Source organism: Variovorax sp. 3319, assembly GCF_031456585.1.
Taxonomy (GTDB): Bacteria; Pseudomonadota; Gammaproteobacteria; order Burkholderiales; family Burkholderiaceae_C; genus Variovorax; species Variovorax paradoxus_P.
The window spans coordinates 193577-212561 of sequence record NZ_JAVDUZ010000001.1 but is presented as its reverse complement, the minus strand read 5'-3'; the positions used below and the strand labels follow the sequence as shown (position 1 = coordinate 212561).

Annotated in this window: 14 protein-coding genes; 1 reads left to right on the top strand and 13 read right to left on the bottom strand. The window is 64.2% G+C overall.

The features are described from left to right. Positions 1–16: 16 nt before the first annotated feature. The 13 genes from J2X67_RS00975 to J2X67_RS00915 all read right to left on the bottom strand — a co-directional run bounded on the left by J2X67_RS00975 (position 17) and on the right by J2X67_RS00915 (position 16331). Positions 17–4783: a glutamate synthase-related protein gene (locus tag J2X67_RS00975; RefSeq protein WP_309949689.1), complete on the bottom strand. Its 4767-nt coding sequence runs from the start codon at positions 4781–4783 to the stop codon at positions 17–19. Between the two features lie 182 nt (positions 4784–4965). Beyond that, positions 4966–5661 (bottom strand): transposase, encoded by a 696-nt coding sequence (locus J2X67_RS00970; RefSeq protein ID WP_309949687.1) that lies wholly within the window; start codon positions 5659–5661, stop codon positions 4966–4968. A 28-nt stretch (positions 5662–5689) separates the two neighbouring features. After that, complete coding sequence (locus tag J2X67_RS00965) at positions 5690–6571, bottom strand: SAM-dependent methyltransferase (RefSeq protein WP_309949685.1); 882 nt, start codon at positions 6569–6571, stop codon at positions 5690–5692. Beyond that, entirely contained in the window at positions 6568–7143 is a 576-nt protein-coding gene (locus J2X67_RS00960; protein WP_309949683.1) for a DUF1415 domain-containing protein, read from the bottom strand. Before J2X67_RS00960 ends, J2X67_RS00965 begins: the two co-directional genes overlap by 4 nt. Then, positions 7140–8402, bottom strand: a complete 1263-nt coding sequence (locus J2X67_RS00955; protein ID WP_309949682.1) for an MFS transporter — start codon at positions 8400–8402, stop codon at positions 7140–7142. Before J2X67_RS00955 ends, J2X67_RS00960 begins: the two co-directional genes overlap by 4 nt. After that, the gene (locus J2X67_RS00950; protein ID WP_309949680.1) at positions 8399–9529 is read right to left on the bottom strand and encodes a deoxyguanosinetriphosphate triphosphohydrolase; all 1131 of its coding nucleotides are present in this window, start codon (positions 9527–9529) and stop codon (positions 8399–8401) included. The genes J2X67_RS00955 and J2X67_RS00950 overlap by 4 nt, the downstream gene beginning before the upstream one ends. A 22-nt stretch (positions 9530–9551) precedes the next feature. Beyond that, positions 9552–10664, bottom strand: coding sequence for a 3-dehydroquinate synthase (gene aroB, locus J2X67_RS00945; RefSeq protein ID WP_309949678.1), 1113 nt, complete (start codon positions 10662–10664; stop codon positions 9552–9554). A 33-nt stretch (positions 10665–10697) separates the two neighbouring features. Continuing rightward, a complete protein-coding gene (locus J2X67_RS00940; protein WP_309949676.1) occupies positions 10698–11246 on the bottom strand; it encodes a shikimate kinase in 549 nt (182 codons plus the stop codon). A gap of 23 nt (positions 11247–11269) precedes the next feature. After that, the gene (pilQ, locus tag J2X67_RS00935) at positions 11270–13411 is read right to left on the bottom strand and encodes a type IV pilus secretin PilQ (protein ID WP_309949674.1); all 2142 of its coding nucleotides are present in this window, start codon (positions 13409–13411) and stop codon (positions 11270–11272) included. Continuing rightward, a complete protein-coding gene (locus J2X67_RS00930; protein WP_281149313.1) occupies positions 13408–13950 on the bottom strand; it encodes a pilus assembly protein PilP in 543 nt (180 codons plus the stop codon). Before J2X67_RS00930 ends, pilQ begins: the two co-directional genes overlap by 4 nt. Next, the gene (locus tag J2X67_RS00925) at positions 13947–14627 is read right to left on the bottom strand and encodes a type 4a pilus biogenesis protein PilO (protein ID WP_309949672.1); all 681 of its coding nucleotides are present in this window, start codon (positions 14625–14627) and stop codon (positions 13947–13949) included. The genes J2X67_RS00930 and J2X67_RS00925 overlap by 4 nt, the downstream gene beginning before the upstream one ends. Positions 14628–14634: 7 nt before the next feature. Then, positions 14635–15255, bottom strand: coding sequence for a PilN domain-containing protein (locus J2X67_RS00920; protein ID WP_309949671.1), 621 nt, complete (start codon positions 15253–15255; stop codon positions 14635–14637). After that, positions 15252–16331, bottom strand: a complete 1080-nt coding sequence (locus tag J2X67_RS00915) for a pilus assembly protein PilM (protein WP_126745805.1) — start codon at positions 16329–16331, stop codon at positions 15252–15254. The genes J2X67_RS00920 and J2X67_RS00915 overlap by 4 nt, the downstream gene beginning before the upstream one ends. 238 nt (positions 16332–16569) lie before the next feature. Here J2X67_RS00915 and J2X67_RS00910 point away from each other — a divergent pair, with 238 nt between their 5' ends. Then, complete coding sequence (locus tag J2X67_RS00910) at positions 16570–18978, top strand: penicillin-binding protein 1A (protein ID WP_309949669.1); 2409 nt, start codon at positions 16570–16572, stop codon at positions 18976–18978. Positions 18979–18985 lie beyond the last annotated feature (7 nt).

The window sequence follows — 18985 nt, the reverse complement described above, 5'->3', positions numbered from 1 at the left end:
TTTATGTCGCCGGTTGTCAGGCCGAAGCCGGCGTGGCCTGCGGTGCGGCGGCGAGCGCGTGCGGCTCGAGGCCGATGTGCGCGTTGTTGCCGCTGCTCGTGAGCTCGACCTTGCGGTCGTGCAGCTCGGCGAGCGCACGCTTGTATTCGTTCGGGAACACCTTGACGAACTTGGTGCGCGCCACGGCCCAGTTGTCGAGCAGTTCGCGCGCACGCTTGCTGCCGGTCCAGCGGTGATGCTCTTCGAGCAGCTTCTTGAGCTGGGCCTCGTCGGTTTCGCCGCCATGCCAGATCTTGCGATGCACGCTCGCGGTCTGCTCGGCCGAGGTCAGCACCTTGTCGAGCGACACCATCGACAGATTGCAGCGCGTGGCGAACTGGCCGTCCTCGTCGTAGACGAAAGCCACGCCGCCGCTCATGCCAGCCGCAAAGTTGCGGCCCGTCTTGCCGAGCACCGCCACCGTACCGCCGGTCATGTATTCGCAGCCGTGGTCGCCCGTGCCTTCGACGACGGCGGTGGCACCCGAAAGACGCACCGCAAAGCGTTCGCCGGCAACGCCGCACAGATAGGCCTCGCCGGTGGTCGCGCCGTAGAGCGCGGTGTTGCCGACGATGGTGTTGCGGATGGCTTCGCCGCGGAAGTCGAGGCTCGGGCGAACGACCACGCGGCCGCCCGAAAGGCCCTTGCCGGTGTAGTCGTTGGCATCGCCGATCAGGTAGAGCGTGATACCGCGGGCCAGGAAGGCGCCGAACGACTGGCCGCCCGTGCCTTCGAGCTGGATGCGGATCGAATCGTCAGGCAGGCCCTGCGGATGCACCTTGGTCAGGGCGCCCGACAGCATGGCGCCCACCGAACGGTTGACGTTGCGCGCCACCTCGATGAACTGCACCTTCTCGCCACGCTCGATGGCGGGGCGGGACTTTTCGATCAGCTTGACGTCGAGCGCCTTGTCCAGGCCGTGGTCCTGGTTCTCGACGTGGTAGCGCGGCACGTCCGCCGGCACGGTCGGCAGTGCGAACAGGCGGCTGAAGTCGAGGCCGGAAGCCTTCCAGTGCTCGATGCCCTTGCGCATGTCGAGCAGGTCGGCGCGGCCGATCAGGTCGTCGAACTTGCGGATACCGAGCTGGGCCATGATCTGGCGCACCTCTTCCGCAACGAAGAAGAAGTAGTTGACCACGTGCTCGGGCTTGCCCGAGAACTTCTGGCGCAGGATGGGGTCTTGCGTGGCCACGCCGACCGGGCAGGTGTTCAGGTGGCACTTGCGCATCATGATGCAGCCTTCGACCACCAGCGGCGCGGTGGCAAAGCCGAACTCGTCAGCTCCCAGCAGCGCGCCGATGGCGACGTCGCGGCCGGTCTTCATCTGGCCGTCGGCCTGCACGCGGATGCGGCTGCGCAGGCGGTTGAGCACCAGCGTCTGCTGCGTTTCGGCGAGGCCGATTTCCCACGGGCTGCCCGCGTGCTTGATGGACGACCAGGGCGACGCGCCCGTGCCGCCGTCATGGCCCGCGATCACCACGTGGTCGCTCTTGCACTTGGCAACGCCGGCTGCAATGGTGCCCACGCCGATTTCGCTCACCAGCTTGACGCTGATGCTCGCGTGCGGAGCTGCGTTCTTCAGGTCGTGAATCAGCTGAGCCAGGTCTTCGATCGAGTAGATGTCGTGGTGCGGCGGGGGCGAGATCAGGCCGACGCCCGGAACCGCGTAACGCTGCTTGCCGATGTACTCGGTGACCTTGCCGCCGGGCAGCTGGCCGCCCTCGCCCGGCTTGGCACCTTGCGCCATCTTGATCTGGATCTGGTCGGCCGAATGCAGGTACTCGGCGGTGACGCCGAAACGGCCCGAAGCCACCTGCTTGATGCGCGACCGCAGCGAGTCGCCGTCCTTCAGAGGCAGGTCGACCTCGACGTTGGCTGCACCGATCACGCTCTTGAGCGTGTCGCCCTGCTTGATCGGAATGCCCTTGAGCTCGTTGCGGTAGCGCGCCGGGTCTTCGCCGCCCTCGCCCGTGTTGCTCTTGCCGCCGATGCGGTTCATGGCAATGGCAAGGGTGGAGTGCGCTTCGGTGCTGATCGAGCCGAGCGACATTGCGCCGGTGGCAAAACGCTTGACGATTTCGGCCGCAGGTTCGACCTCGTCGACCGGAATGGCCTTGGCCGGGTCCAGCTTGAACTCGAACAGGCCGCGCAGCGTGAGGTGGCGGCGGTTCTGGTCATTGATGAGCTGCGCGTATTCCTTGTACGTGTTCCAGTTGTTGGAACGCGTGCTGTGCTGCAGCTTGGCGATGGCGTCTGGCGTCCACATGTGCTCTTCGCCGCGCGTGCGCCATGCGTACTCGCCGCCGGCGTCGAGCATGTTGGAAAGAATCGGGTCGTCGCCGAAAGCCGCCTTGTGCATGCGGATGGCTTCTTCGGCAATCTCGAACACGCCGATGCCCTCGACGCGGCTGGCCGTGCCGGTGAAGTACTTGTTGACCGTGGCGGTGTTCAGGCCAATGGCTTCGAACAGCTGCGCGCCGCAGTAGCTCATGTAGGTGCTGACACCCATCTTCGACATGATCTTCGAGAGACCCTTGCCGATGGCCTTGACGTAGTTGTAGACCGCCTTTTCCGCACTCATGTCGCCGGGCAGGTCGGCATGCATGGCCGCGAGGGTTTCCATGGCGAGGTAGGGGTGCACGGCTTCCGCGCCGTAACCCGCCAGCACGCCGAAGTGATGCACTTCGCGGGCCGAGCCGGTTTCGACGACGAGGCCGGCCGTGGTGCGCAGGCCCTCGCGCACCAGGTACTGGTGCACGGCCGACAGCGCCAGCACGGCGGGAATCGCGACCTGCGTCGGGCTCACGCCGCGGTCGCTCACGATCAGGATGTTGTGGCCGCCCTTGATGGCATCGACCGCTTCAGCGCAGAGCGAAGCCAGCTTGGCTTCGACGCCTTCGTCGCCCCAGGCGAGCGGATAGGTGATGTCGAGCACGTAGCTCTTGAACTTGCCTTGCGTGTACTTGCCGATGTCGCGCAGCTTGGCCATGTCGGCAAAGTCGAGAATCGGCTGGCTCACTTCGAGCCGCATCGGCGGGTTGACCTGGTTGATGTCCAGCAGGTTGGGCTTGGGGCCGATGAACGACACCAGCGACATCACGATGGCTTCGCGGATCGGGTCGATGGGCGGGTTGGTCACTTGCGCGAACAACTGCTTGAAGTAGTTGTAGAGCGGCTTGTTCTTGCTGGAGAGCACGGCCAGCGGGCTGTCGTTGCCCATGGAGCCGATGCCTTCTTCGCCGGCCTGCGCCATCGGGCTCATCAGGAACTTGATGTCTTCCTGGGTGTAGCCAAAGGCCTGCTGGCGGTCGAGCAACGCCACCTGGCTGACGGGCGCCTTGATCGCCGCTGCGGCGGGTTCGGCCTGCACGCTGTCGAGCTTGATGCGCAGGTTCTCGATCCACTGCTTGTAGGGCTTGCTGTTGGCGAGGGTGGCCTTGACCTCCTCGTCGTCGATCATGCGGCCCTGCTCCAGGTCGATCAGGAACATCTTGCCGGGCTGCAGGCGCCACTTGCGCACGATCTTCTGCTCTGGCACGGGCAGCACGCCCGATTCCGAAGCCATGATGACCAGGTCGTCGTCGGTCACGCAGTAGCGCGATGGGCGCAGGCCGTTGCGGTCGAGCGTGGCGCCGATCTGGCGACCGTCGGTAAACACGATGGAGGCCGGGCCGTCCCACGGCTCGAGCATGGCGGCGTGGTACTCATAAAAAGCGCGGCGGCGCGGGTCCATGGTGGCGTGCTGCTCCCACGGCTCGGGAATCATCATCATCACGGCCTGGCTGATGGGGTAGCCCGCCATCGTCAGCAGCTCGAGGCAGTTGTCGAACGTGGCGGTGTCGGACTGGCCGGCAAAGCTGATGGGGTACAGCTTCTGCAGGTCGGCGCCGAGCACGGGCGAAGACATCACGCCTTCGCGCGCCTTCATCCAGTTGTAGTTGCCCTTGACCGTGTTGATTTCGCCGTTGTGGGCCACATAGCGGTACGGGTGGGCCAGCGGCCACTCGGGGAAAGTGTTGGTCGAGAAGCGCTGGTGCACCAGGCCCAGCGCCGAGATGCAGCGCTTGTCCTGCAGGTCGAGGTAATAGGTACCCACCTGGTCGGCCAGCAGCAGGCCCTTGTAGACCACGGTGCGGCTCGACATGCTCGGAACGTAGTATTCCTTGCTGTGCTTGAGCTTCAGGCGCTGGATGTTGGCGCTGGCGGTCTTGCGGATGACGTAGAGCTTGCGCTCGAGCGCGTCCTGCACGATGACGTCGTTGCCGCGGCCGATGAACACCTGGCGCAGCAGCGGCTCTTTCGCGCGCACGGTAGGCGACATCGGCATGTCGCGGTTTACCGGCACGTCGCGCCAGCCCAGCAGCACCTGGCCTTCGGCCTTGATGGCGCGTTCCATCTCTTGCTCGCAGGCTTCGCGGGAGGCGTGCTCCTTGGGCAGGAAGATCATGCCCACGCCATATTCGCCGGGTGGCGGTAGCGTGACGCCCTGCTTGGCCATTTCTTCGCGATACAGGTGGTCGGGCAACTGGATCAGGATGCCCGCGCCGTCGCCCATGAGCTTGTCAGCGCCTACTGCGCCGCGATGGTCGAGGTTTTCGAGGATCTTCAGGCCCTGCAGCACGATGGCATGGCTTTTTTCGCCCTTGATGTGCGCCACGAAGCCGACGCCGCAGGCATCGTGCTCATCGGCACCGGAATACAGACCGTGTTGTTGGAGATGTTCGATCTCGGCAGCCGTCGTCATGGCGCACTCCTTCAGTTTTTCGCAGGGAAGAGAAGGATATTGCGATGCACAAAGAATGCCAAACACTTTAATAGGGGTCAGATTCTTATTAAATTCCGAGCATTCCGGTCAGAATTAAATAGGGGACAGATTGAAAGTCGACACGAATATCGCCGAGGCGGCGCAGCCCTCTTGGACTTCGCTCAGGAACCGGCGGCCGATGGCGGCCGTCCGGCCTTTGCCTTGGCCACGCGGCGCTCGGTCGATTTTTGAAGCAAGGCGAGAAAATCCGCGTCGCCGGCGGCCCAGCCGCGCAACGTGGCTTCAGTGAGCGTGCCCTGATCGGCAGACCGCACGCCGGCACGCACCAATTCGACGTATGCGGCTTCCCGTGCAAAGGGCGTGTTGCCCAGCTGCCAGTACAGCGGATGCGGGGTCAGCAGCTTGTCCTGTCGCAGCCCCGCGTAATGGCCGTGGCTGGACCATGGAAAGTCGCGCGCGTCGGCGACCATGCCCGCCCGCACGGGGTTGAGGTCGATGTACGCCATGCAGGTCAGCAAATAGCGATCGGTCTGGATCAGGGTGGACCTGTAGCGGCCCTCCCACAAGGTTCCGCTGCGGCCATGGCGGTCGTTGAAGTAGCGCACGTAGCTGCGCCCTACTGCCTGCATGAACTGCGGCAGCCCGGTGGCGCTACTGGGTGTTGCCAGCAAATGGAAATGGTTGTCCATCAGCACATAGGCGTGCAGCGCGACGCCGAAACGCACGGCGTTTTCGGCCAGCAGGGCAAGCAGGCGCTCATGGTCCGCACGATCGACAAAGATCGCCTGGCGGTTGTTGCCACGCTGGATCACGTGGTGCGGCATGTCGGCCAGCGTGAGACGAGGGAGACGGGCCATGGCGTAAAGGCGGCGCGCTCTCGCGGATTCAGGACAGGCGAAAGCGCGTCTCGCCCAGGGCATCGAGGCCGAACTGCGCCAGCAACTCGCCCAGCCGGGCGGCAGCTGCGGCCTTGCGCTGCCCGGTGTGGCGCGCAAGGATCAGCTCGTTCTTCATGCTGTGCTCCCAGCCCACCAGTTCGGTGACCGTAACGCTGTAGCCGTTCGCCTCGAGGTACAGGCAGCGCAGCACGTTAGTGAGCTGGCTGCCGATCTCGCGGGTGTGCAGAGGGTGGCGCCAAAGTTCGGCCAGAGGCGTGCGCGACAAGGCCAGCGCCTTGGTTTCGCGCAGGCAGGCAGCCACTTCGGCCTGGCAGCACGGCACGAGCGCCATGCAGCGCGCCTTCTTCGCAAGGCCGAAGGCGATCGCGTCGTCGGTCGCGGTGTCGCAGGCATGCAGCGCGGTGACAACGTCGATCCGCTCGGGCAGTTCGCTCGCCTGGGCCGATTCGGCGACGGTGAGATTCAGGAACGACATCCGGTCGAAGCCGAGTTGCTGTGCCAGCGCGCGTGACTTCTCGACCAGTTCGCTACGCGTCTCGATGCCGTAGACATGGCCACCCTCGCGTGCGCGGAAGAACAGGTCGTAGATGATGAAGCCGAGGTACGACTTGCCCGCACCGTGATCGGCCAGCGTCGCCTGGGCGCCGCCTTCCGGCAGCTCACGCAGCAATTGCTCGATGAACTGGAACAGGTGGTACACCTGCTTGAGCTTGCGCCGCGAATCCTGGTTGAGCCGGCCTTCGCGCGTAAGAATGTGCAGCTCTTTCAAAAGCTCGACGGATTGGCCCGGGCGCACAACTTCCGACAACTCGGCTTCGGCCTTGGCAGCCTTTGCGGTCTTCACGGTCTTGCTTGCTTGTGCGTTCATCGCTTGGCACTCCCGGGGCCTACGTCGAGCGCGGCCCAGCCTTCGGGGCCCAGTGCCTCCAGCGTTTCGATGTTGCGCTCGAAGATGGCCTCTGCCTCCGGAAAGGCCTCGACCGCGCGGCTCACGCTGTCTTCGCGCAAAAGGTGCAGCGTGGGATACGGCGCGCGATTGGTGGCGTTCGAAATGTCATCCGGTTCGGTTCCGCCAAATTGGAACTGCGGATGAAAGCTCGCAAGCTGAAACACACCGTCGAAGCCTGCGCGGGCGAGCTTGCGTTCGGCGCGAGCCGTGAAGTCGTTGAAGTCCAGAAAATCGGCCAAGGTATTGGGTGCTATCAGCAAGGTGGTGTCGCGCACGGAAGCATCGAGCGCGGAGAGTTCATTCGCCTCGGCCATAAGCATTTCGAGCAGCGCGGCTTCATCGGCCGGCAGGTATACGGCGAAGTGAATCTGCGCCTTCACATGAACCGCCTTCGCGAACGGGCACAGGTTGAGCCCGATCACCGCGCGCTCGAGCCAGCGCCTCGTATCGGCTTCGGCCTGAATGGCCTCGATTGTCGCCGCGCCGGTCATGCCACTGCCGCCGCAAGGCGTATTCGGCCAAGGTGCCGCGCCATGGCCATGCCGGCCAGCGAGCATGCGAGGGTGGCGGTCCACGTCCAATGCCAACCGCCGACCCGGTGAGCGACCCAGGCCACAGCCGGCGGAGCCAGAAACTGCCCCAGGGAGGACGCTTGCTGCATGAGGCCGATCGTGGTGGAGACCGTCGAAGGCCCCGGCGCCATGCGGACTCCGAGCAGGAACAGCGTTGCCGGCACCATGCCTCCGCCCAAAGAAAACACGCAGACCGCGGCATAGCGAAACACCGGCGGCAGGCCGAGCGCATCGGCGCCCTGCCCCACCTGCGCGAAGGCCGCAACGCCGCCCAACGCCATCGCGCCGAAGCCCAGTTGCAGCAAACGCTCGGGAGAAACGCCCCGCTGGAGCCAGCGCCCGCCGGCCACATTGCCGACGATGTTCATTGCCGCCGCAACGGCGGTGAGCACGGCATTCCAGCCGGCAGGCACACCCGCGCCGGCATAAATGGCCGGAAGAAAGCCGATCACGGCCATCCACTGTGCGGAATACACCGCAAAGGTCAGCGCGACGATCCATGGCGGGAGGGCGCCGACTGTTGCACGCAACCGCGACGACCATCCCCCCGCTGGGCCGACCGACGCAGCAGGACGAGCGTTGTCTGCGGGTACTGCCAGCCACACCCAGCACGCCGCAGCAGCCGAAACAAGGGACAGCGCCCACCACCAGTCGGGCCACCCGCCCCATGCGATCAACACCGGCCCCAGCAGGAGCGCGAGCGCCACGCCGAGCGGCATGTACGCGCCCCACAAGCCCAGCGCCGCCTTGTCCGCACCGGGAGGCGTCAGTGCACGAATCAGTCCCGGCCCGGGCATGACCGCCAAAAGAAAACCGATGCCTTCGGCGACTCGAAGAACAAGCAGCCACTGCACGGCGTGCGCATTGCCGAAATGCCCGGTACCGACTGCACCGCCGAGCAGGCTGGCGGCCGTCAACACAACAAGTCCGGCGAGCATGCTTCGCCGCAGGCCGGTCGTGTCAGCCGCAAGCCCGACCACCAGACCGAGGGTCATGCTGGCCACCTGCACCAGCGACAGAAGGAAACCTGCCTCGACCAGCCCGATGCCAAGCGAGGCTTGCAGGGCTGGCACAGCAGGCGGCAGCTTGCCCAGATGCAGCGCCGCGCTGACGCCGCCCAGGAGAACGGCGAAAGCAGCGGCAGGAACGCGTGCGGACACGGCGGAAACCGAATTCATCCGATACCCCGCCGGCCTGTGAGCCGCTCATGCTCGCGCATGGCAAAGCGATCGGTCATACCGGCGATGTAGTCGGCTACCGCACGATGCCGGTCGTGGCGATCGGCGTAAGAAGCCGGCATTTCTGCACCGCGTTCGAGGTACGCATCGAACAACTCCCGCACAACCTGCTGAGCCTGGTCGGTGGTTTGCGTCACCTGCGGGTGCCGGTAAAGATTCCGGAACAAAAAGCTTTTCAGCTCGCCCGACTGTGCCTGCATGGTTTCGCTGAACGCGACGAGCGGCGGTGAGTGCCGCACGCCGTCCGCATCGATTGGCCCCGCTCTCTCGATTGCCGCACGGGTGGCGTCGATCACGTCGTAGACCTGGGCGCTCAGCATGCGGCGGATGGTCTCGTAGAGCACGCGCCGCCCTTCCAGCTGGGGATATTCCGCGAGCGCCTCCTGGCGGTAGCGCTCGAAGAGTTCCACCTCGCCTAGCTGCTCGACGCTGATGAGCCCCGAGCGCACGCCGTCGTCGATGTCGTGTGCGTTGTAGGCAATGGCGTCGGCCAGGTTGCACAGCTGTGCCTCGAGACTCGGCTGCGTGCGGTCCAGGAAGCGCCGCGCCACGCCGTTGGGTTCGGCGGCTTCCAGTCGTTCGGCATTCGCGCGCGAGCAGTGCTTGAGGATGCCTTCGCGGGTTTCGAAACTGAGATTCAGCCCGTCGTACTGCGGATAGCGGTGCTCCAGCGCATCGACCACGCGCAGGCTCTGCAAGTTGTGCTCGAAACCGCCGTGCCCTTCCATGCAGGCGTTGAGCGCGTCCTGCCCGGCGTGGCCGAAAGGCGTGTGGCCAAGGTCGTGCGCGAGGGCAATGGCCTCCACCAGGTCTTCATTGATGCGCAATGCACGTGCGATGGAACGGCCCAGTTGCGCGACCTCGAGCGAATGGGTGAGCCGGGTGCGGAACAGGTCGCCTTCATGGTTCAGGAACACCTGCGTCTTGTAGACCAGGCGCCGGAAAGCGGTGGAATGCACGATGCGGTCGCGGTCGCGCTGGAAGGCATCGCGCGTGGGCGCAGGTGGCTCGGCATGGCGGCGTCCGCGCGAACGTGCTGGTTGGCAGGCGTAGGCCGCAAGACTCATCGACGCACCCTTGGCGCTTCGCTCATCCCGCGCTGCAGCACTGCGCAAGCACTTCGCGCACGAGCGCATCGGGTGCGCTGCTGACCACGGCGGAACCCGGCTTGTCGATTACCACGAAGCGGATTTCGCCGGCTTCGGATTTCTTGTCGACCCGCATCAGTTCGAGGTACCTGTCGGCCCCCAAGGCCGGACCGACAGTTGGCAGGCCGGCACGCTCGATCAGCCGGGTGAGCCGCTCGACAAACGCCGCATCGACACCGCCGAGGCGTTGCGACAGGTGCGCCGCCATGACCATGCCGCAGCCGACCGCTTCGCCGTGCAGCCATTCGCCGTAGCCCAGTCCCGACTCGATCGCGTGGCCGAAGGTATGTCCGAAATTCAGGATGGCGCGCAGCCCGGTCTCTCGTTCGTCCTGACCGACGACCAGTGCCTTGATCTCGCAGCTGCGCTTGACGGCATAGGCCAGCGCGGCCGGTTCGCGCGCCACCAGCACATCGACATTCGCCTCGATCCAGTCGAAGAACGCCATGTCGTGGATGGGGCCGTATTTGATGACTTCGGCCAGCCCTGCGCTCAATTCCCGAGGCGGCAGCGTCTGCAGCGTGCCCAGGTCGCACACCACAAGTTGCGGTTGATAGAACGCGCCGATCATGTTCTTGCCGAGCGGGTGGTTGATGGCGGTCTTGCCCCCCACCGACGAGTCGACCTGCGCCAGCAGCGTGGTCGGAACCTGCACAAAAGGCACCCCGCGCATGTAGCTCGCGGCGGCAAACCCGGTCATGTCGCCCACCACACCACCGCCCAATGCGAAAAGCACCGTTTTCCGGTCGCTGCCATGGCCCAGCAGCTCATTGAAGATCAGATTCAGCGTCTGCAGGTTCTTGTGCGCCTCGCCGTCGGGCAACTCGAGCAGGTGCACTGTGCGAAAGCGGCTGGCCAGCGCGGCACGCAAGGTCTCGGCATAGAGCGGCGCTACCGTGGTGTTGCTGACGATCAGCGCGCTCGCAGCGTCCGGCACTGCGGCAAAGCTCGACGAGTCGCCGAGCAGGCCGGCGCCTATCAGAATGGGGTAGCTGCGGTCGCCGAGGTGGATATCGACGCGTTCTGGCGATGCGGAAGGTGCGGGCAATGGCATGGCAGCGAGTTTAGGCGCTGTGGGCCGGGCGGCTCAGCCAGTGGGTTCTTCCGGATGCGCTCCCGGCTCGACGATGCCCGCGAGTTCCAACTGCATGACGATGATGTTCACCAGCATGGCGATCGACGGGCGGCCCGTGTCGACCACGTCGTGGGCAGTTTCCCTGTAGAACGGGTCGCGCGCATCGTGCAGTTCGCGCAGCCGCCCGAGCGGATCGGCCACCTGCAAGAGAGGCCGCTTGACATCGTGCCGCAAACGGCGAAACAGGTCTTCTGGGGAGGAGCGCAGGTAGATCACATGGAAGTGATCCCGCAGCTGCTTGCGATTGACCTCGCGCAAAACCGCTCCACCTCCCGTGGCAAGCACGCCGTGGGGCTCTGCGCAGAGGTCGGCAATGACGGTCTGCTCGAGATCCCTGAAAGCGATTTCGCCTTCCCGCTCGAAGTAGTCGCGGATCGAGCAGCCGATGCGGTGCTCGATCACGTGGTCGGTATCGACGAACGAAAGACCGAGGCGAGCGCCCAGGCGCCGCCCCACTGCGGATTTACCGGCGCCGGGCAAACCGACGAGTGCGACCGCCACGCGGTGGCTGCTACGCCCGCGCGTCAGCGCGCGGCGTTGCGGTCGGTAATCATCTTCGGAGTGATAAAGACGAGCATTTCGGTCTTGTTGGCAACGCGTTCGCGCTTGCGGAACAGTGCCCCCAGGTAGGGCACTTCACCCAGCACCGGCACGCGCGATTCGTCATTGGTTTCGGTGAGTTCGAAGATACCACCGATGACGACCGTACCGCCGTTCTCGACCAGCACTTCGGTCTGCACGTGCTTGGTGTTGATGGCCGGACCCGCCGAGGTGTTGACGCCGCGGGCATCCTTGCTTACGTCCAGGGTCAGGATGATGTTGCCTTCAGGCGTGATCTGGGGCGTGACTTCGAGCTTGAGCACCGCCTTGCGGAACGAAATCGAAGTTGCGCCGCTGGACGTGGCCTGCTGGTAGGGAATTTCTTCGCCCTGCTCGATCAGCGCCTTCGTCTGGTCGGCGGTGATGACGCGAGGGCTGGACACCAGCTTGCCCTTGCCGTCGGCTTCAAGCGCCGAGATTTCGAGGTTCAACATGCGCGACAAGCTCGAGTTGAACAGCGAGATCGCGAAGGTACCCGGCGAGTTGCCGGTGCCGCCGGCATCGCCTGCGGGCAGGTTGATGAAGTTGGAGTTGGTCCAGGTGGCTGCTGCGGCACCGACGCCGCCAGCGGTGTTGGTGGGCATGACGCCGAAGGTGCCGTATGCCGGACTGCCATTGGCCGACGCGACGCGTTCGCGGGAGATACCACCGCCCAGCCGCACGCCGAGCGACTTGCCGAAGGTGTCCGACGCTTCCACGATACGCGCTTCGATCAGCACCTGGCGAACCGGAATGTCGAGCTTCTGGATGAGTTCGCTCACCTGTGCAAGGCGCGAGGGAACGTCCGAAACAAACAGCTGGTTGGTGCGCGACTCCGCGATCACGCTGCCGCGCGGGCTCAGGATGCGGGTGGTGGTGCCGGAGCCGCCACCGCCGCCGGACGAGGCGCCCGTGCCGGTCAGGCCCTGGGCAATCGCAATTGCCTTGGTGTAGTTGAGCTGGAACGACTGGGTGCGCAGCGGCTCGAGGTTCTCGATTGCGGCCTTGGCTTCGAACTCGAGCTTTTCCTTGGCGTTGATTTCGTCCTTGGGCGCAATCCACAGCACGCTGCCGTTCTTGCGCATGCCCAGGTTCTTCGCCTGCATGATGATGTCCAGGGCCTGATCCCATGGCACATCCTTCAGCCGCAGCGTCAGTGCGCCGGTGACCGAATCGGAAGTCACGATGTTGAAGTTCGTGAAGTCGGCGATCACCTGCAGCAGCGAGCGGATCTCGATGTTCTGGAAGTTCAGCGAGAGCTTCTCGCCGTTGTAGCCCACGCCTTGCGTCAGCTTGGTCGGGTCGACCTTGCGGGCACGCACTTCGACGACGAACTGGTTCTCGCTCTGGTAGGCGCTGTGCTCCCAGTCGCCCTTGGCCTCGATCGTCATGCGAACGCGGTCGCCCGACTGCTGCGAAGTAATCAGCTGGACCGGCGTGTTGAAGTCGGCCACGTCCAGGCGGCGGCGCAGGCCCTCGGGCAGTGTCGATTTGGTGAACTCGACGACGAGGTTCTTGCCCTGTTGGCGCACATCGACGCCGACCTGGTTGTTCGGCAGGTCGACGATCACACGGCCCGTGTTGTCCGAACCGAGGCGGAAGTCGACATCGCGCAGCGGCAGCGTGTCGCGGTTGCGGTTCTCGGCAAACACGGTGGGCGTGGACGAAGCCAGCGCCGTACCGGCCACCGGCTCCAGAATCACCAGCAGCGACTTGCCCTGGATCTCGGCCTTGTAGGCGGTCGCTTGCTTGAGGTTCAGCACCACGCGGCTGCGCTCGCCGGCCTGGACCACATTGACGGAACGCAGGTTGCCCTGGTTCACCTCGATGGCGGAACGCCCGATGGCATTGGTAACGCCCGGGAAATCAAGCGCAATGCGCGCCGGCGTCTGAACGGCAAAGCCGGTCGGCACCGCCGTGAGCGGTTGGGCCAGGTCGATGCGGATCACTTCGGCGCCGGATTGCGTCGAACTGGTCACCGCTTCGATGGCGTTTTGCGCATGCGCCATGGCAAATGCACCGAATGCCAGCAGACCCAGCCCGGCAGCTCGCAGCCGCTGTGCCATTGTTGATTTTTTCTGATTCATTTCGCACTCTCTTGCAGCTGCAATGTCGCCACGCGTTCGATCCATTCACCGGCGGCGTCTTGCACGATTTCACGCAAGGCGACTTCGGTTTCGTTGATACGGGTAATGCGCCCGTAGTTGAGCCCCAGGTACTCGCCGACGCGCACCTTGTAGAGGAGCTTGTCCACACGGACCAGCGCCACTGGCTGGCCGTTGCGATTCATGCTGCCGACCATGGCCATCGAGTCGAGCGGGAAGGCTTCGAGCGCCTCCTTGCGTCGCGCCAGTTCAGGCGCAATCAGCTCTGACGTGCTCGGCTGGTTCGATTCGCGGCGCAGTGCCTGCGTGAGCTTCAGCAAGTTGAACGGCTCGAACGCCGATCCCTCGGTGTAGGCCTGGGGCGTGAATTTCTTGGGCTCGGTGATCGGCGGCACATTGGGCTTCACCTGGGCGCGCTGCTCGACCATCCATTGGCGCAGGTCCTGCTGCTCCGAATCGGCGCAGGCGCTCAAGCCCGATGCGGCCGCTACCAGCCACAGGAGTTTGGCGATCGTCCTCATTTCTTCGCCTTTGGCGCCGCAGCGCGTTTCTGGGCCGCGCGCTCTTCGTCATCGAGATAACGGTAGGTGCGGGCCGTGGCATCCATCGTGAGGGTGCCATCCTTGTCTTTTTGCGGAGTGATCGTCAGGTTGTTCAACGTCACGATACGCGAGAGCCCCGCGACATCGGCGGCAAACGAGCCAATGTCGTGATAGCGGCCGGTCACGCGCACCGCGATCGGCAGCTCTGCGTAGTAGTCCTTGACCGAAACCTGCCCCGGGCGGAACAGTTCGAACTGCAGGCTGCGGCCGAGGCCGGCCTGGTTGATGTCGGACAACAGTGCGTCCATTTCCGCCTTGCTCGGGAGTTGCTTCTCGAGCAGCGTCACATATTGCTGCACCTGTTCGCGCTGCTTCTTCAGCAGGTCGAGGTTGGCGGCCAGAGCGACCTTTTTCTGATAGTCGGCGCGCAGCGTCACTTCCTTGGCGCGCTCGCTTTCGAGCTCGTCATTCGAATTGGTGAGCCACACGAACCACAGGCCGACCAGCACCAGTGCCGTCACTGCCAGGCACAGCGCATAGCGCGGCACCGGCGGCCAGCTGGCCGGATCATTCGGATTCAGGTTGCGGAACTGGTCACCGAAACCGCGAAGTGCGGCGGCAACGTCTATCTTTTGAGAGGGGCGATTGCTTGCCATGATCCGTCTACCCCTTGACTTGCGCCGCTGTGGCCAAGGCCTTCTCGGCCGCGGCCTTCTGCGCGTCGGTCGGCCGCTTGAGGCCGATGCGCATCGTGAAGTTCGCCACGCGGCGCTGGTCGCGCTGGCTGAGGCTCACCATTGCAGAAGTAATTTCGACCAGCTCGGGCTTGACCAGCCACGGGCTGTTGTTGCCCAGGTTGCGCAGCAGCTCGGAAACGCGCTCGTTCGACTGCGCCATGCCTTGCAGCGTGACAGTCTGGTTGTCCTGCTTCATGCTGGTGATATAGACACCGTCAGGGAGCTGGCGAACCAGTTCATTGAGCAGGTGCACCGGCAGGTTGCGATCACCCTGAAGGTCTTCAACCGCCTGCTGGCGCGCACGCAGGGCTGCAATTTCATCCTGCAGGGTCGAGATTTCCTTGATCTCGGCGTCGAGCTTGGTGATTTCTGTCTTCAAGAAATTATTCTTGGCCTGCTGGGCCGAGATTTGGGCCTCGAACCAGAGGAAGCCGAGGCCCGCGATCACGCCGCCGAGGATTGCCGCGGCACCCAGGGTGCCATAGAACGCTTCGCGCCGGCGCTTGCGCGCAGCTTCGCGGTGCGGAAGCAAATTGATGAGGATCACTGCACGAACCTCCGCATGGCAAGACCGCAGGAGGTCAGATAGGAGGGCGCCTCGCGCCGGACCTTCTTCTCACGGATGTTGGGACCCATCTCCATGCCGTCGAACGGATTCACGAGCGAACAGGCAAACGAGGTCTGGCGCGTGACGGCGCTGGTCAGGCTCGGCAGCGAAGCCGAACCACCGGCGAGCAGCACATAGTCGACGCGGTTGTGCGGCGTGCTGGTAAAGAAGAACTGCAATGCACGGGCAATTTCCTGCGCAATGCTTTCCACGAACGGCTTCAGCACGCTGGAGCCGTAGTCGTCGGGCAAATCTCCGCTGCGTTTCTTGGCTTCGGCCTCTTCGGCCGAAAAACCGTACTGGCGAACGATCAGTTGGGTGAGTTGGGCGCCGCCGAAAGCCTGGTCGCGGTCGTACAGGACTTCCTGGTTGCGCAGTACTTGCATGCTGGTGGTGAAAGCACCCACTTCGAAAAGCGCCACGACCGCATCGAGGCCCTTGCCTGGCAGTTGCTCGATCAGGCGGGCGGTTGCAAGACGCGATGCATAAGACTCGACGTCCAGGATCATCGCCTTCAGGCCGGCAGCCTCGGCCAACCCTTCGCGGTCCTGGACCTTCTCCTTGCGGGACGCCGCAATGAGCACTTCGACATCGCCCGCAGAGGCTGCGCTCTGCCCGGTGACGCAGAAGTCGAGGCTGACTTCGTCCAGCGAGAAAGGAATGTACTGGTTGGCCTCGGACTCGACCTGGAGTTCGAGTTCCTGCTCGCTCATGCCACCCGGAAGAATGATCTTCTTGGTGATGACCGCGGACGGAGGCAGCGCCAGCGCCACGTTGCGCGTGCGGGTGCCGCTTTTGCGCACGACGCGGCGGACGGCTTCGGCCACTTCATCGAACTTTTCGACGTTGCCGTCAGTGATCCAGCCCCGCTCGAGGGGTTCGATCGCGCACCGCTCCAGAACCAGCTTGCCGCTGGCCTCTCGGCCGAGCTCGACCAGCTTGACGCTGGACGAACTGACGTCCAAGCCGAGCATGGGGGCGTTCTGACGACGAAACAATGATCCGAAAGCAGCCAAGTTAGGTCCCTTTACCCCTGCATTTGTAACCAATGGAAAAAATTGCGTTCGGTTGCATGCTAGCAGGAGGCGTACTTGCAACCAAGCGACGGCAGGCTTCAAAGCTCGCGACCGTTGTCAAAAGCTGACGTTAGCGCCACATTCAGTAACTTTTGGTTTAGCCGGCAACGATGCGCGAAAGTTCGGCCCTCGGCAAGAGGGCGGCTTTTTATAATGTCGGGTGATTCTCCGGGCCCACATGCAAGAAACCTCACGCCCCAAAGGGCCAGCCAAGACTCCCTCTTCTACACGACCAGCCTGGCTGAAATGGCTGCTGCGCTTCATGGCCTGGGGATTCGGCATTGCCGCGGCCTGCGTGCTCGCGGTTCTGTGCGTTGTCGCGGTTGCGCTCGCCGTCGCCTACCCCAACCTGCCTGACATCTCCGAGCTGTCGGACTACCGGCCGAAGCTGCCGCTGCGGGTCTTCTCTGCAGAAGGCATCCAGATTGGCGAGTTCGGCGAAGAGCGCCGCAATCTCACGCCGATTGCCGCCATTCCCAAGCTGGTGAAAGACGCTGTGCTGGCCGCCGAAGACACTCGCTTCTACGACCATGGCGGCGTCGACTACAAGGGCATGGTGCGCGCGGGCCTGGCCAACATGAACCGCGTGAAGAGCCAGGGTGCCTCGACCATCACGATGCAGGTGGCGCGCAACGTCTACCTGAGCTCCGAAAAAACACTCACCCGCAAGATCTACGAGGTGCTGCTTACCTTCAAGCTGGAGCACCTGCTTACCAAGGACCAGATCTTCGAGATCTACCTGAACCAGATCTACCTGGGCAACCGGGCGTACGGCTTTGCCGCCGCTTCGGAAGCCTATTTCGGTAAACCGCTGCAAGACCTCACCATTGCCGAGGCGGCCATGCTGGCGGGCCTGCCGAAGGCACCCGGCGCCAACAATCCGGTCAACAACCCGCAGCGGGCACGCGGGCGCCAGTTCTATGTGATCGACCGCATGCAGGACGCAGGCTTCATCACCGCCGAGCAGGCCTCCCAAGCCAAGAAAGAAGAGCTGCACCTGCGCGACGCGGCGGACCCGAACCGCCTGCACGCCGAGTACGTGGCCGAAACCGTTCGCCAGCTGATGTATGCCCAATATGGCGACAGCACCTACACGCGCGGGCTCAAGGTGTACACGTCGCTCGTGGCCGCCGACCAGGCCGCAGCCTACAGGGCCCTGCGCAAGGGCATCATGGACTACGAGCGGCGCCAGATCTATCGCGGGCCCGAGAAGTTCGTCGACCTGCCAAATGACCCCAAGGAGCTCGACGAAGCAGTGGACGACGCCCTGACCGACCATCCCGACAACGGCGATGTGATGTCTGCCGTCGTGCTCAAGGCCAGCGCCAAGGAAATCTCGGCCGTTCGCGGCAACGGCGACCCGGTGCAGATTACCGGGGAAGGCCTCAAGCCAGCGCAATCCGGCCTTTCCGACAAGGCGCCGCCCAACATCAAGATTCGCCGCGGCGCAGTGATTCGCGTGGTGAAGACGCCGAAGAACACCTGGGAAATCACGCAGCTACCCGAGGTGGAAGGCGCCTTTGTAGCCATGGACCCTCGCGACGGCGCCATCAAGGCGCTGGTGGGCGGCTTCGACTTTGGCAAGAACAAGTTCAACCACGTCACCCAGGCCTGGCGCCAGCCGGGGTCGAGCTTCAAGCCGTTCATCTACTCTGCGGCGCTCGAGAAGGGCTTCACGCCTTCCACCGTGATCAACGACGGCCCGCTCTTCTTCGATGCCGGCACCACGGGCGGCCAGCCCTGGGAGCCCAAGAACTACGGCGGCGGCTACGACGGCCCGATGTCGATGCGCACTGCGCTGATGAAGTCGAAGAACCTGGTGTCGATTCGCATCCTGCAATCCATCGGCACCCGCTATGCCCAGGAATGGATCACCAATTTCGGCTTCGACAAGGACAAGCACCCCGCCTACCTGCCAATGGCGCTGGGAGCAGGTGCGGTCACGCCAATGCAGATGGCCGTGGGCTATTCGGTGTTTGCCAACGGCGGCTACCGAGTCAATCCGTATCTCGTGACCCGCATCACCGACCACAAGGACAAGGTGCTGGTCGACAAGCAGCCGCCGCTGCTCAACGAGACGATCCGCGCCATTCCGCAGCGCAATGCCTTCATCATGGATTCGCTGCTGCAATCCATTACGCGCGCTGGCACCGCGGCCAAGGCGCAGGCCACGCTGAAGCGGCCCGACCTCTACGGAAAGACCGGCACCACCAACGACTCTCTCGACGCCTGGTTTGCCGGCTTCCAGCCCACGATGACTGCCATTTCCTGGATTGGCTACGACACGCCCCGCAACCTGGGCGACCGGGAAACCGGCGGCGGCCTGAGCCTGCCGATCTGGATCAACTACATGGAAACCGCCATCAAGGGCGTGCCCGTGACCGATCTTTCGACCACGCCTCCGGCGGGTGTCGTGAGTGTTGGCGGCGAGTGGTACTACGACGACTACGCGCCGGGCCGCGGTGTGTCGAGCCTCGGCGTGGATACGCCCGCCACACCGCCCGCGGAGTCATTGAGCGGCGTGCCGGTGAGCCCGCCTCCGCCGCCTGAAGAGCGCAATCGCATTCTCGACCTCTTCAGGAACTGACCGCAGT